Consider the following 14,125-nt stretch of genomic DNA (forward strand, 5'->3'; position numbering starts at 1 on the left):
GCCCCGGGCACGCCGCGCCGCCCGTACCCACCGCCGAACCACGACGAAGGAATCCCGCATGACCGTCACCGAGCCGACCCCACCCGTCCGGCAGGGCCAGCCGGCCGAGGAGCGCCACGCCGCCGAACTCGCCTTCCTCGCCGCCCAGGACACCGGCCCGCGCCCGCCCGGCTGGGCGCTCACCCCCCGCGCGGTGGTCACGTTCGTCTGCGGCAGCGACGGCATGGAGCTGACCCTGCCCCGGCGCCGCACGGGTCTGCCGCCGAAGCTGGTGATCGCCCCGAAGTTCGTCGGCGAACGCGCGCTGGTCGAACGCTGCGTGGTCACCCTCGCCGGAGAACGCGGGCTGCTGCTCACCGGTGAGCCCGGAACGGCCAAGTCGATGCTGTCGGAGCTGCTCGCGGCCGCCGTCAGCGGAACCAGCGCCCTGACCGTGCAGGGCACGGCGGGCACCACCGAGGACGCGTTCCGCTACGGCTGGAACTACGCCCTGCTGCTCGCCCAGGGCCCCACCCCGCAGGCCCTCGTGGACTCCCCGGTCCTCGCCGCCATGCGGACCGGACGGGTGGTGCGGGTCGAGGAGATCACCCGCTGCCTGCCCGAGGTCCAGGACGCCCTCGTCTCCCTCCTGTCGGACCGGCGGATCAGCGTGCCCGAACTGACCGCCACCGAGGACGCGGTCGTCCGCGCCGCCCCCGGCTTCACCGTCATCGCCACCGCCAACCTGCGCGACCGGGGCGTCTCCGAGATGTCGGCCGCACTGAAGCGCCGGTTCAACTTCGAGACGGTCGACCCGATCGCCGACGCCGACGCCGAGGCGGTCCTGATCCGCCGCCAGGCCGTCGCCGCCGTGCAGCGGGCGGGCGCGGCCTTCGCCGTCGACGAAGCCGTCCTCGACGCCCTGCTCACCGTCTTCCGCGACCTGCGCTCCGGCCGCTCCACCGAGGGCTGGGACGTCGAGCGGCCGGGCACGGTCATGTCCACCGCCGAGGCCGTCCAGGTAGCGGCGTCGCTCGGGGTCGCGGCCGCCTACCTGCCCGGCGGGGACGTCCTCGACCTGCTGCCAGGACACCTGCTCGGCGTGGTCCGCAAGGACGACCCCGCCGACCACGCACGGCTGCTGGGCTACTGGGACGGCCCGGTGCGCCGCCGCGCGGAGAACGGCTCGGCGATGTGGCGCCGGCTCTGGGACCTGCGCGGGAGCCTGCGTTGACCACCGCCGATCCACGCACCGCCGTGGACGCGCTGGCCGCATCGCGTGCCCCGTACCTGCTGGGAGTGCGCCACCACAGCCCGGCACTGGCCGCAGTGGTACCCGCCCTGCTGGAAGAGGCACGGGCCGAAGTGGTCTGCGTCGAACTGCCGGCCGACTTCCAGCCCTGGCTGGAACATCTGGCGGACCCCGAAACCGTCGCCCCGGTCGCCCTGGCCGGGGCAGCGGAGGGAGGACCGCTCTCGTTCTACCCGTTCGCCGACTTCTCACCGGAACTCGCCGCCGTCCGCTGGGCCAGAAGCCGCGGAGTGGAGGTCGTGTGCTGCGACCTTCCCCTCGGCGACCCGGGCTGGACGGCGGGAGCGCACGGACCGGTACACGAGCCGGACGGGAGCGAGACCGCACGCCCCCCAGCCGGTACCCCCCTGGACACCCCAGACAGCACAGGCGCGCGCACCACCGGTCCGGACACCGGTCCGGACCCTGCTTCCAGCGACGCAACGGCACGGGTACGGCGCCCGTACGCCGGGGCACTCGCCGCCGCCGGGACCGGCCGGGACGGCGACGACCTGTGGGACCGCGCGGTGGAGGTGCTGGCCCCGGGGTGCACCCCGGACGCGGTGCGCCGGGCCGCACTGGGCGTGGGCTGGGCCCTGCGCGCCGACACCGTCGTACCCGCCGCCGACCTGGCACGGGAGGAACGGATGCGGCAGGTGATCGCCGCCGCCACGGCAAGCGGGCGCCGGGCGGCAGCCGTGATCGGCGCCTTCCACGCACCCGCGCTCCTCATACCCACGCAGGCGGATACCGCGACGGAGACCGGAGCCGGGACGACGGACACCCCTCGCGCTACGGGGCAGACGGACATCCCGCCCCAGGCCGGACCGCACGGCGCCAAGCCCCGTACACGAGAGGCCGCTACGGACACGGCAGCCGATCGCCCGGCCGGCCGGACCGGGAAGAACGGCGCCACCGCCACCAGGGCCCCCACGGCCACCTCCCTCGTGCCGTACTCCTTCGACCTGCTCGACTCCCGGTCCGGCTACCCGGCCGGAATCCGCGACCCACTGTGGCAGCAGGCGGTGCTCACCACCGCCGGCGACCCGGAACGGATCCGGCAGGCAGCCGCCGACGCGGTGACCGGCCTGTGCCGTGAGATGCGCCGGAACGGCCACACCGCAGGAACCGGCGAGGCCGCCGAGACGCTACGCCTGGCCTGCGACCTGGCCACCCTGCGCGGACTGCCCGCGCCAGGGCGCGGCGAACTCCTCGAAGCCGTCACCACGGTCCTCGGCCAGGGCGAACGACTCGGCCGGGGCCGGGCCCTGGCCCTGGCCCTGGAGGCCGTGTTCGTCGGCACCGCTCGCGGCCGGATCACTCCGCACGCCCCCCGATCCGGTCTCGGCCCCGCGGTCGAGACCGAGCTCGCGGAACTGCGGCTGCCCCGGCCGGACGACCCCGACCGCCGCGACCTGCGCCTCGACCCGCTCCGTTCACCACTGGACGGCCGCCGGGAAGTGCTGCTCCAACGCCTGCTGGTGATCGGCGCCGCGTACGGCGAACCCCTGGACGTGACGAGCACGGGCGACGGCACCGCACTCGGCACCAAGTGGCGCCTGGCATGGACGCCGTCCGTGCCCGCACGCCTCGACCTCGCGGGCGTGCGCGGAGTGACCGCGGCCCAGGCCGCCGCCGGAACGCTCGCCGCGACCGCCCGCCACGAGGCCGCCGACGGCGGACCCGCCCCGGCCCAGATCCTCACCGGGCTGACCGCCGCCGCACGCTGCGACCTGCCCGAACTGGTCGGCGCACGCCTGCACGAGGCATCCGCCGTACTGCCCCACAGCGCCGACCTGCCCGAACTCCTCCAGGCCCTGGACCTGCTGGAGGGACTACGGCGCGGACACTACCCCGGCACCACGCACGACACCCGCACGCGCGCGGGCACACTCACGGAAGAACTCCTCGAAGCCGCGGTCCGCTCCCTGCCCGGCCTCGCCGGGAGCGACAGCGGCGCCGACGCCGGGGCACTGGTGGCACTGGCCGACCGGACGGCCGCCCGCCACCTGGGCCTGAGACTGGACCGGACGCTCGCCGGGCTCGCGGCCGAGGGCTCCCCGCTCATCCAGGGCGCGGCCCTGGCCGTACGCGTGCTGCTCGACCTGGACGACGCGGCCGATCTGGGCGAGCGCACGGCCGGCTGGATCGACGGGGCCACGGCCCCCGGCACGCGCCGGGCGCTGGCCAAGCGGCTTACCGGGCTGCTCACCGCGGCCGGTCCGCTGCTCCAGGCCTCGCCGGACGCGCTCGCCACGCTCATGGACCGGATCGACACCCTCGCCGACCAGGACTTCCTCGACCGGCTCCCGGCCCTGCGCGGCGGCTTCGACGCCCTGGCCCCGGCCGCCCGCGACAGGCTGCTCACCACCGTGACGGAGCGGCTCGGCGACCGGCTCGACCTGTCACTCGACGCCCCGCCCGCACTGCTCGCCCTGTGGGCGGCCGCCGACGCGGCCGGAACGGCCGCGCTGAAGGCCCTGGGCCTGCCAGGCCCGGATACACCGGCCGCCGCCGGCCCAGGAACAGAACCAGGCCCGGACCCGGCCGCCCGCCCCCGCCCCACACCCGCCGCGGACCGACGGCTCGGCCCCGCCGACCGCTGGCGGCTGCTGCTCGGCCGCCACAAGGAACGGCTCACCGGCGACGCGCGCCGCTACGCCCACGCCCTGGACGAGCTCTACGGCCGCGGGCGCGGCGAAGGCGCCCAGGACCTGAACGGCGGCGCACCAGGCCAAGACGGCGGCCAGGACCCGTCCTTCCCCACCGCACGGGAGTGGGCGCAGGAGCTGGAGGCCCTCTTCGGCACCGACGTACGCGAGGAGGTACTCGCGGAGGCCGCCGATACCGGCCGCACCGACGTACTCACCCAGCTCGATCCGGCGTCGGTACGCCCGTCGGTGGAACTGCTCGGTTCGGTACTGTCCCTGGCCGGAGGCATGCCCGAGACCCAGCTCGCCCGGCTGCGGCCGCTGGTGAGACGACTCGTCGACGAACTGTCCCGGGAGCTGGCCACCCGCCTGCGCCCGGCGCTCACCGGTCTGGCCACCCCGCGCCCGACCCGACGGCCCGGCGGGCGCCTCGACCTCGCCCGTACCCTGCGGGCCAATCTCGCCCACACCCGCCGGACGCAGGACGGGCGACTGGTCGTCGTACCGGAGCGCCCGCTGTTCAGCACGCGGGCGAGCAAGGAGGCGGACTGGCGCCTGGTCCTCGTCGTCGATGTCTCCGGCTCGATGGAGGCGTCGGTGATCTGGTCCGCGCTGACTGCCGCGGTCCTCGGCGGCGTTCCGACCCTGTCCACCCACTTCCTGGCCTTCTCCACACAGGTGATCGACCTGACCGACCGGGTCGAGGACCCGCTGTCACTGCTGCTGGAGGTCCGGGTCGGCGGCGGCACGCACATCGCCGCCGGTCTCGCGCACGCACGTTCGCTGATCACCGTGCCGAGCCGCACACTCGTCGTCGTGGTCAGCGACTTCGAGGAGGGCGCACCGCTCGGCCGACTGCTCGGCGAGGTGCGCGCCCTGGCGTCCTGCGGCGCCCACCTGCTGGGCTGCGCGGCGCTCGACGACACCGGCACGCCCCGCTACTCGGTGCCCGTGGCGCGCCAGCTCGTCGCGGCCGGCATGCCGGTGGCCGCCCTCAGCCCGCTCGAACTCGCCCGCTGGGTGGGCGACCGCCTCCGTGGAGAACCCCGTTGAGTACCGAACCCCTGCCCCCCGTCGCCCCCGACGTCCTCGCCGACGCCGTCGAACAGCTCAGCACACGTCTGCGCAAGAAACTCGACGCGGCGATCCCGGGCTGCGCGGACCAGGCCTCCACCACGGCTGACGGGGCGGTCGAGGTCCGCTTCGGCGAGGACGCCACCGTCACACTGCGCCCGGGTCCGTCCGGCACGGTCACGAACAGGGAACAGGCCGTGTGCACATGCCTGCTGGCCCCGCGCTGTCTGCACCGGGCCGCGGTCCTGGGCGCGGCACCCCTCGCGGACGGGGAAGGCGGCGCGGGCGGCACCGCCACCGGCCCGGACGCCGAGCCCGAGAAGGCCGCACCCCCCACCCCCGCCGCCGACGTCACGGCCACGCCGGTCACACCGGCCACCCTCAGCACGGAGCAGATCCGCGCCGCCACGGCACTGTGGGACGCCGCCGCCGAGGCCCTGTCCGCCGGCGTCACGGCGGGCGGCGCCATAGTGCAGGCCGAGCTGCTCCGCGCCGCCCACACCGCGCGGCTGGCCGGGCTGCCGCGGGCCGAAGCAGCCGCGCTGAGAGTCGTACGGAGCCTGAGGGCCGCACGGGAGCGGAGCGGGGGACAGCGCCTCTCCGACCTCACCGGAGCCTTCCGCGAACTGCTGGCAGTCACCGCCCTGCTCGCCTCCGGGACCGCCGGAACGGAGGCGGCAGGCTCCGCGCGCCGGGCCTACGAACAAGGAGGCAGCCTGCGGGTGTACGGCCTGTGCCGGGAGCCGGTGCTGTCCGCGACGGGGTACGGCGGAGTGGCCACACACCTGGTCGGTCCCAACGGCGCCGGGTACACCGTGTCCGACGTACGCCCCGGCGGCCTCGCCCGTGCGAAGGGCGCGGGGTCCGCGTCCGTGGCACTCGGCGGTGCCGTCCTCGACCACGCAGGGCTGGCGCGCGGGGGCCTGCGGATCGTCGGCGCGACCGTCTCCGCGGACGGGAGGCTCGGGGCAGGCCGGGGAGTCAGCGCGACACCCCTGCGCGGGGTGGACTGGTCCGAGGAACCCGCCGCCGCCCTCTTCACCCGGCCGGTGCGGGAGGCGATGGCCGCCGTGCTCGCCGACAGCGCGCCCGAGACGGGCGGACCCGGCGGCGCGGCCCCGAGCCTGCTGGGCTGCGACGTCGAGGTGATCGGTGCGGCCGACGACTCCGTCGTCGTCCGCGTCGCCGGTGAGGGACCGCTGCTGCGGCTTCGCCCCGCACACCCCCACCCGGAGCTGCCGCACGCCGCCAACCTGCGGCGGATCGCCGAACATCCGGGACTCGCCCTGCGCGTGCTCGGCCGCCCCGACCTGGACCGGGCCGCGACACTCCTGCCACTGGCGGCCGGGCCGGTGCCGGGGGCGTCGGCCACCCTGCGCCTGCCGGACGCGTGGAAGGGCCGCGCCGACCTGGGCTACGACCGGCTCCAGGGCGAACACTTCCCCCGCCCTCCGGCGGGACCAGCGGCCTGCGGGCCGGTCACCGCGGCCCCGGACCCGCTGGCGCAGGCACCCCTGTGGCGTGTCCGGCGCCTGCTGGAGACGGGCGTCGCGGGCGGCCGCCGCGCCGTGGCCGAGGCGGGCCGCGGCACGGACGCGGCCTCGCTCTTTGCCCGCCTGACCCGGGCGGGACTCGGCGGAGCGGCCCACCTCGCACAGGCCCTGACAACGGAGGCGGGACGCCGCCCCCGCGACCCCTTCGGCCGCCTGACCGACCCCTGCGCCGACGCCTACGCGAGGGCCTGGCTCGCCTCGGCCGTGCATGTGGCGGCCGCGGAACGCTCGCTGCTGGCCGCGTCCTGGTCCTGACCCGCCGCCCGGTCAGGCCGGACCGCCCGGACAGTCCGGCGGACCGGGACGGCAGCGGATGCCTACGGCGACCCGACGGGAAACGCTCAGCCGGCCGCACCCTCGCTGACGGGCACGCGCGGGGCACCCGGTGCGCGGACGCGGGCCAGCGGCGCGAGACCGGCCATGAGCACCAGAGCCGCGAGCGGGATCAGGTCCAGGCTGACCGCGATCAGGACGAAGAACACGAACACGAGCACCGGGCTCCACACGGGCAGCCGCCTGGGCCGCACGGCCGCCATCATGATCAGCAGAGTGAGCATTCCGAGCTGGAAGGCCATCGGCCCCGCGAACTCAAGAGATCCGGGCAGCGGAGCGGACTCGGCGAGACCGGAGAACAGATCACCGAGGATCACCCAGACGAAGCAGCCTGCACCGAACACTCCCGCCGCCATGGCGGCACCGGCAACAACTCTCATCCGGACGGTGGCCGCGGGAACGAGGCCGCGCAGCACCACGACGAAAGCGCCGAGCAGGAGGAAGGCGGCGAGGAAGAACGTGTGGCCGAGGTTCCAGGCCACCCCCGGGCCGTGATCGCCGTCCATGCCGTCGATCAGCCGAAGCACGCCGTACAGCAGCAGCAGGAGGGGAATGAGGACGCAGAGCAGTCGAGTGGTGCGTGTGGCCGATGTCATGTCCATACGGTCGCTGCCCGGTACGCGTACGGGCCATCGGGACGATCCCTCAGTACCCCCGGAAAGCCACCGTAGGGGTCGGACGGCCCAACGGCCGGGTTCTCCCGGATACACGGGCGATCACCAGCCGCTGCCACCCGCCGGCCCGGACCCGACGGCGGGGCTCACCGGCGGCACACCGCTCCGGGTCCGTATCCGGCACCCCAGGGCCGAGCACACCCGCCCAGCACGGTCCCGGGGCCGGTCACGCGACCTGTCCCGCCACCGGCAGCGGGACGGCACCCGGCAGCGGACCGTCACCGCGCTGCGGGCCCGCACGGACGCGCGGACCCGACCACCTGCGCCATCAGCACCGACACGGCTCGGGCCCCAGGACGAGCGGCGCCCGTGAAGGAACCCGGGCCCCGGCACGGCCGCCCTCAGCCACCAGTGCGCGAACCCCCTCAGATGCCGCGCTCCCGGGCCGACGCGATACCCGCCCGTACCGCTTCCAGCAGGGCCTCCAGGCCCTGCGCCCGCTGCCATTCCTCGGCCGAGTGGTGCCAGGTGTGCTGCGTCGCCGGGGCTTCGGGAGAACCGGCGACGACCACGATGGTCCGCCTCCCCTTCCGGTCGGGGCCCATGACCCGCAGATCCATGTTCCGGACGTGGAACCGCTGCGGATGACTGCCGAAGACCTCCAGAATCCGGCCGTCGAACGTGTAGAACTCTCTGCCTGCCCTGGCCGTGGTCTCGTCGGTCATGGAGCGACGCTACACACGGGGCCCCACCACTGCCAGGCCCCGTCCGCCAGCAGGCCCGTCACCGCTCCCGCCACCAGACGGCGCGCGGGAACGCGAGACCGGGGGAGCGGCCACGGGCCGCGCCGCGCCGCCCGGCCCTGGGGCAGTTCACCCAACCGCTCCCCGCACGTCAGCCGTAGGCCCGGAAGCGGCCAACCAGCCCATGAAACCTTCCACTTGACATGCCACGGCGCCACACCCCGCCGTGTTCGGGCACAGGCGGTGGTACGCGTGCCGTAGGCCGGTGACCCGCCCTGCTGCACCTGACGTACCACCAGTTCATGCCTCACGGCGATGCGCGCGGGCGGAGCGCGCTGGAAGGCTCGACCTGCCCGGCCCGGACACTCTCCGGACCGGCCGTGTCCGTCACCGTCAGGAGAAGCACCATGATCACCCCCGGCACCGCCGCACGGCGCGCCTCGGCTGTGGGACTCGTCCTCGCCGCCGGCCTCACCACCGGCCTGGTCACCCCATCCGCCACCGCCGCGACGCCCACGGCCTCCGGCGCGGCCCCTGCGGCCGGGCTCGGCCGCTACTACCAGCAGCGCCCCGACTGGCACGGCTGCGCCCAGGGTGCCGACGACGAGACGGGCCGCGCCCTCGACGCCGCGGGCGCACGCTGCGCGGACGTGACCGTGCCGCTCGACTACAGCAAGCCCCGCGGCCGGACCCTCACCGTCGCCGTCTCCCGCCTGAAGGCCACCGACCCCCGTCACCGGATCGGCTCCCTCCTGATCAACCCCGGAGGTCCGGGCGGACCGGGCCTCGGCACGGGGCTCGCTGTGCGCCCCGTGATGAAGGAGACCGGCGCCCGCTACGACCTGATCGGCATGGACCCGCGCTTCACCGGCCGCAGCACCCCCCTGGACTGCGGCCTGTCCTCCGGCCCCGGCCTGCTGTCGGCCGGCCCCGACCGGGCCGGATTCGACCGCCAGACGGCCCGCGCCAGAAACGTCGCGGAACGCTGCCGGGCCACCAACGGCACCCTCCTGCCGCACGTCACGACACGCAACACCGCCCGCGACATCGACGTCGTCCGCAGCGTCCTCGGCGAGCGGAAGATCTCCTACCTGGGCTACTCCTACGGCACGTACCTGGGCACGGCCTACACCCAGATGTTCCCCACCCGCCACGACCGGGTGGTCCTCGACAGCGCCCTGGACCCCGACCGCTACAACCCCCGCCTCCTGAAGGGCGCCGACGCCGAGAACGAGAAGGCGTACGACGACTGGGCCGACTGGACGGCCGCGCGCCACGGCACCTACCACCTCGGCCGCACCCGCGACCAGGTACGCGCCACCCTCGACGGCGTGATCGCCGCCTCCGCCCGCCGACCGCTCACCGTCGGCACCGCCCCCGACGTCTTCCGCCTCGACGGCAGCCAGGTCCCCGCCCTGCTCTTCACCGAACTCGCCGACGACACCGACCCGGCGCGCGCCTCCCTGGCCGAGCACATGTCCCTGCTCGCCCGGGCCGCCAAAGGCCGCCCCACCACCCTGACGCCCGCCTTCGCCGGCCTGCTGCGCAGCGTGTTCACCCCGGCCGGTTCCTCCGTCGCCAGCGCCCAGACCGCGATCCTGTGCGGCGACGTTTCCGCCCCGCGCGACCCCGAGACGTACTGGCGTGACATCGAACGGGGCCGCGCCGACCACCCGCTGTTCGCCCCGCTGACCGAGAGCATCACCCCGTGCGCCTTCTGGGACCGCCCGCGCGAGGCACCGGTCCGGGTCCGCCACGACACCCGGGCCCTGATCGTCGCCTCCACCGGTGACCCCCGCGTCCCGTACGCCAACAGCGTCGCCCTGCACGACCGTCTGCCCAGCTCCCGCCTCCTCACCCTCGACGGCGCCAACCAGCACGTCAATTACGGCGTCTACGGCAACGCCTGCATCGACTCCACCGTCAACTCCTACCTCGCCACCGGCCGCCTCCCCGCCCGCGACCGCACCTGCGCCAAGTAGCCCGGCAGCCGCACCACGAGCCCTCGGCCCGGACGCCGTTCGACGCTCCGGGCCGGGCGCCACGCCCCGCCGTCCGGGCGCTCAGGCGCCGCCCACCCCCGCGGCCGGGCTCCTGGACCAGGTCCCGTGCGGGCGCGGGCGGGCATCGCGCCACCCCCCGGTCTCCACCCCCCGGTCTCCGCCGTCGGCACGGCCCGTGGTGCCCGGACCGTCCGGGCCCGGCACGACGAGGCCAAGCCCTCCCGAGGCCCTCCGGGGCAACCGCACCCGGGCCCGAACCCGGCGAGCCCGCGCGCCTGTCCGGCCGCCCCGCCCGCCTCGTCCGCCGCCCCGCCCAACCCGAGCCATCCGGGGCGCCGGGCGATGACCTGTTCCCGCTCGCGGCCCTCGGCGGCCCCACGGAACCGAACCGGCCCGGCAGCGTACGGCCCGCCCGGCATCTGAACCGGCCGGCGAGCCGGGCCTCGTGCGGCGCCCGCGTCCTGGACTCCCGCTTCCTTCTCCCCGCCCGGACAACCGTGCCGAACGGCGCTGTCAGTGGCGCGCGGTAGTTTCGGGGCTGTTCGAGATCACTGGATGAGAGAAGTGAATTCGTGGGTGTCAGGCATGCGTTGAGCGTCGTCCTGGTCGATGTCAATGACGAGGTGGTGACAGCCTGGCGGTCCGCGTTCGCGGACACGCCGGAGGTCGGGATCAGACGGGGTTCCCTTCTCGACGTGGACGCCGACGCCTGGGTTTCCCCCACCAACGAGCGTGGCCGGATGGACGGCGGGGTCGACGCCGTCGTCAAGCGGTACCTCGGTGCGGGCATCCAGGTGCGGGTGCAGCGGGCGATCCGCGACCGGTTCGCAGGACGTCTGCCGGTGGGCAGCGCGGTGTGTGTCCCGTCCGGGGCGGACACGCCCCGGTACCTGATCTCGACACCCACCATGCGCCAGTCGTCGCAGAACGTCAGCCACACGATGAACGTGGCCCTGGCCTGCGCGGCCGCCTTCCAGGCCGTGCACCTGCAGAACCGGGCGAAGCCGGGCAGTATCCGCTCGGTGGCCCTCGTCGGGATGGGCGCGCAGACCGGGCAGGTCCCCGCGAAGGTGTGCGCCAACCTGATGTGGACGGGCTACACCCTCTTCCACGACCACGGATTCGCGGACTACGACGAGTTGCGGGCCGCTGTACTGGGGCAGCTCGACGACATCGAGGGAGCGGGGTCCGCACGGCGGGTCCGGATCAACGTGCCGCAGCGTCCCTCCTTTCGCCACTGACCCGCAGACCCCGCAGACCGGTGCCGCCCAGGGCGCGGACACCGGCGACGGCCCTGCCACACCTGTTCAGCACGCCGGGGCGCCCGTGGAGGCGTCCGGCCCGAGTACCGGGAGTCCCACCCTCGTGAGTGAAGCCGATGCGAACGCCGCGGACGGCGCCGCGTCCCCGGCCGGGGATCCGCTCGGACTGGCAGGCCTGTTCACCGGTGGCGGCGAGCCGTGGCTGCCGCTGCTCGGACCGGTGATCGAGGCACAGCCGGGAGCCGCCGACTTCATCGGCCCGAAGCGCAGCCCGGAGGTCGTTCCGGTGCGCGAGCTGACGTTCCAGGCGTTGAAGCCGCACCCGCCGGAGAAGTGGAAGGCGGTCGTCTTCGGACAGAACCCCTATCCGCGCGCGGAGAGCGCGACCGGCATCGCGATGTTCGACAACACCTTCAGCGACTGGAAGGACAGCCAGTTCGGCCGCGTCGTCAGCATCCGCTGCCTCATCAAGGCGGCCGCGATGTGGAAGTACGGCATCGCCAAGAAGACCCCGATAGCCGACGTCCGCGCCCTGCTGAAGAAGGAGGACACGGTTCAGCCGCCCGAGTGGTTCCAGGCGATGCTGACCCAGGGTGTGCTGCTGCTGAACGCGTCCCTCACGGCGAGCGCGGACGGGGCGATGGCGACCGACCGGCACACGTCGTTCTGGCGCCCCGTGGCCGAGCAGATCGCCGAGGAGATCCTCCGGGCGAAGCAGAACGCGGCGGAGGAGGACGACCGGGGCGTGGTGTTCGCCTGGTGGGGCGCGCACGCCCGGAGTCTGAAGAGGGTCGTCCAGCGGCTGGAGAAGAAGTACCCGGGCGTGCAGGTCCGTCACCTGGACCACGCCAACCCGGCCGCGCAGGGGGATCTGTTCTGCGAGGGCGAACACTTCGCCCAGGTGAACGACGCCCTGGCGGCGGTGGGAGCCGAGCCGGTCGACTGGCTGCCGCAGAAGGGCTGGGACCAGGGGACGGGCGGGGACGGCGGGCCTCAGGCCGGTGAGGTCGCGCAGCGGATGGGAGCGTTCATCACGTCCACGATGGAGTTGCACCAGCTGTATCTGGAGCGGCTCACCAGCGTCAAGGACGAGGGCCTCGCCCTGCCGCCCGTCACCGGGGTCTTCGACACGCCGCTGATGGATTTCCGAAAGGCCGTCGAGCCGGTCTCGCAGGTGCTCGCGCACCTGGACCGGCACATCGACCTGTCGAGCCGTTTCGGAGCGGCGAAAGCCGCAGAAGAGGCGTCCGCGGGCGCGCGGTCCAAGGACGCCGCGGGCACCTTGTCGGCCGACGCGATTGCGGCCCTCTACCTGTACACGTGCGAGTCGGGCTTCTACCGCGAGATCAACGCCGTACTGCGCTCGTCGGACCGCGAGCGCGTGGTGCCGTACCTGCCGTACCTGCGGCTGCTGTTCTCGGCGATGGAGGCGCTGCCCGCGCAGGCGCGGCCGCTGTGGCGCGGTGTGGCGCTGGACCTGCGGTCCCAGTACCCGCTGGGGCGGACGGTGACGTGGTGGGGCGTGTCGTCGTGCACGTCCGAGCTGGGCGTGGCCCGCGCGTTCCTCGGCGGGCGCGGCCGGCGGACGCTGTTCGAGGTGACGCCCGCGCGCGCGGTGGGGATCCGGCGGTTCTCCGCGTTCACGGGGGAGGAGGAGTACATCCTCGCGCCGGGGACACAGCTGAAGGTGACGGAGGTGAAGGCCGAGCGCGGGGGCCTGTGCACGGTGCGGCTGACCGAGCTGGAGGGAGCCGGCCAGGTGTCGTGACCGTTCGTGCCGCCGCCGCGCTCGTCTGCGCGAAGGCTGCGAGTGCGGCGGGGGACACGGCCGCCATCCCGCGGCGGGGAGAGAGAGGGCCTTCCCGCCAGATGAGCCGGGGTCTGCCGACAGGGCCTTCCACGAGGCACTGCGGGACGTTCCGCGTCCTGGCCGGCTGGACGGCGCACCAGCATCCGCGGGCGGCGGCTGACCGAGTCGCCTGGGGCGCCGTGGCCGCGGAAGTACCGGAAGACATCCGCCAGTCGGGCACCGGGCTGCGGGAGCTTCGCGAACCCGTGGACTTCCCGCCGTACTGGCCGTCACTGCGGCGCGGCCGTGGTGGTCGACGGCCTGCTCTGTCACCAGGCCGGACCCCGTCTGGCGGGCTCGGTGCTCCCCGGAGCCGGGGGGCTCGGATGCCCTGGCGGGCGCTGGTCTTCCGCTTGGCCGCCTCGGGCGTACTGGCTGGACGCGGCGGTGCGCTGGCTGAGGACGAGCTGAGCAGGTTCGCTTCGTGTGTCTCAGCTCGTTGAAGAGCGGACCGGCGGGGGGGGGCATTCCTGTGATGCGGGCCGGACCCGGGCCGATCGTGGTGGCGATCCGTGGTGGTGACCGTGTCGCGGGCCTCCGGCGGTACCGGCGCTCCGCTCCGGCGCCACGTGCTGGACACGCTGGCTGGCGCGGCGGGTGACTGTACGGCCCGGGCGCACTGCGGCCCGGGTATGCGGAGCGCGTACCCGGGCCACGGCGGGGTGCCGCGACGGCTCTGGTGTCAGGCGGAGAGGGTCTTGTGGAGGGCGTCGAGGCCGTCGGCGTAGATGCCGGTGAAGAGGTCGACGACTTCCTGGTCGGTGGCGGTGCCC

The 14,125-nt window shown here is 74.6% G+C and carries 8 protein-coding genes; 6 read left to right on the plus strand and 2 right to left on the minus strand.

Annotated elements, in window-relative coordinates:
- Window positions 1-58 precede the first annotated feature (58 nt).
- From ACFVWY_RS33120 to ACFVWY_RS33130, 3 genes are read left to right on the plus strand one after another with little or no spacing between them, the layout of a single operon-like run.
- Window positions 59-1,213, plus strand: coding sequence for an AAA family ATPase (locus ACFVWY_RS33120; RefSeq protein WP_389878622.1), 1,155 nt, complete (start codon window positions 59-61; stop codon window positions 1,211-1,213).
- Window positions 1,210-4,974 (plus strand): DUF5682 family protein, encoded by a 3,765-nt coding sequence (locus ACFVWY_RS33125; protein ID WP_389878623.1) that lies wholly within the window; start codon window positions 1,210-1,212, stop codon window positions 4,972-4,974. Before ACFVWY_RS33120 ends, ACFVWY_RS33125 begins: the two co-directional genes overlap by 4 nt.
- Complete coding sequence (locus ACFVWY_RS33130) at window positions 4,971-6,803, plus strand: hypothetical protein (RefSeq protein WP_389878624.1); 1,833 nt, start codon at window positions 4,971-4,973, stop codon at window positions 6,801-6,803. Before ACFVWY_RS33125 ends, ACFVWY_RS33130 begins: the two co-directional genes overlap by 4 nt.
- 86 nt (window positions 6,804-6,889) lie before the next feature.
- On the opposite strand, the gene ACFVWY_RS33135 is transcribed toward ACFVWY_RS33130, so the two are convergent.
- Window positions 6,890-7,477 carry a hypothetical protein gene (locus ACFVWY_RS33135; protein WP_389878625.1) on the minus strand — a complete coding sequence of 196 codons (588 nt, stop codon included), beginning with the start codon at window positions 7,475-7,477 and terminating at the stop codon, window positions 6,890-6,892.
- Between the two features lie 443 nt (window positions 7,478-7,920).
- Window positions 7,921-8,220, minus strand: a complete 300-nt coding sequence (locus ACFVWY_RS33140) for a hypothetical protein (RefSeq protein ID WP_389878626.1) — start codon at window positions 8,218-8,220, stop codon at window positions 7,921-7,923.
- 425 nt (window positions 8,221-8,645) lie between these two features.
- On the opposite strand from ACFVWY_RS33140, the gene ACFVWY_RS33145 reads away from it, so the two are divergent.
- From ACFVWY_RS33145 to ACFVWY_RS33155, 3 genes are all read left to right on the plus strand, one after another.
- Entirely contained in the window at window positions 8,646-10,220 is a 1,575-nt protein-coding gene (locus ACFVWY_RS33145; protein ID WP_389878627.1) for an alpha/beta hydrolase, read from the plus strand.
- 593 nt (window positions 10,221-10,813) lie between these two features.
- Window positions 10,814-11,482 (plus strand): macro domain-containing protein, encoded by a 669-nt coding sequence (locus tag ACFVWY_RS33150; RefSeq protein ID WP_389878628.1) that lies wholly within the window; start codon window positions 10,814-10,816, stop codon window positions 11,480-11,482.
- Window positions 11,483-11,606: 124 nt separating this feature from the next.
- Window positions 11,607-13,271, plus strand: coding sequence for an ADP-ribosyltransferase domain-containing protein (locus tag ACFVWY_RS33155; protein WP_389878629.1), 1,665 nt, complete (start codon window positions 11,607-11,609; stop codon window positions 13,269-13,271).
- Window positions 13,272-14,125: the final 854 nt, after the last annotated feature.

The sequence above is a fragment of the Streptomyces sp. NPDC058195 genome (genome assembly GCF_042883525.1).
Classification (GTDB): Bacteria; Actinomycetota; Actinomycetes; order Streptomycetales; family Streptomycetaceae; genus Streptomyces.

What these genes read in the sequence shown, in the direction of transcription:
- ACFVWY_RS33120 (WP_389878622.1), top strand. Translation starts at nt 59, where the DNA reads ATGACCGTCACCGAGCCGACCCCACCCGTCCGGCAGGGCCAGCCGGCC.
- ACFVWY_RS33145 (WP_389878627.1), top strand. Translation starts at nt 8,646, where the DNA reads ATGATCACCCCCGGCACCGCCGCACGGCGCGCCTCGGCTGTGGGACTC.
- ACFVWY_RS33135 (WP_389878625.1), bottom strand. Translation starts at nt 7,477, where the DNA reads ATGACATCGGCCACACGCACCACTCGACTGCTCTGCGTCCTCATTCCC.
- ACFVWY_RS33140 (WP_389878626.1), bottom strand. Translation starts at nt 8,220, where the DNA reads ATGACCGACGAGACCACGGCCAGGGCAGGCAGAGAGTTCTACACGTTC.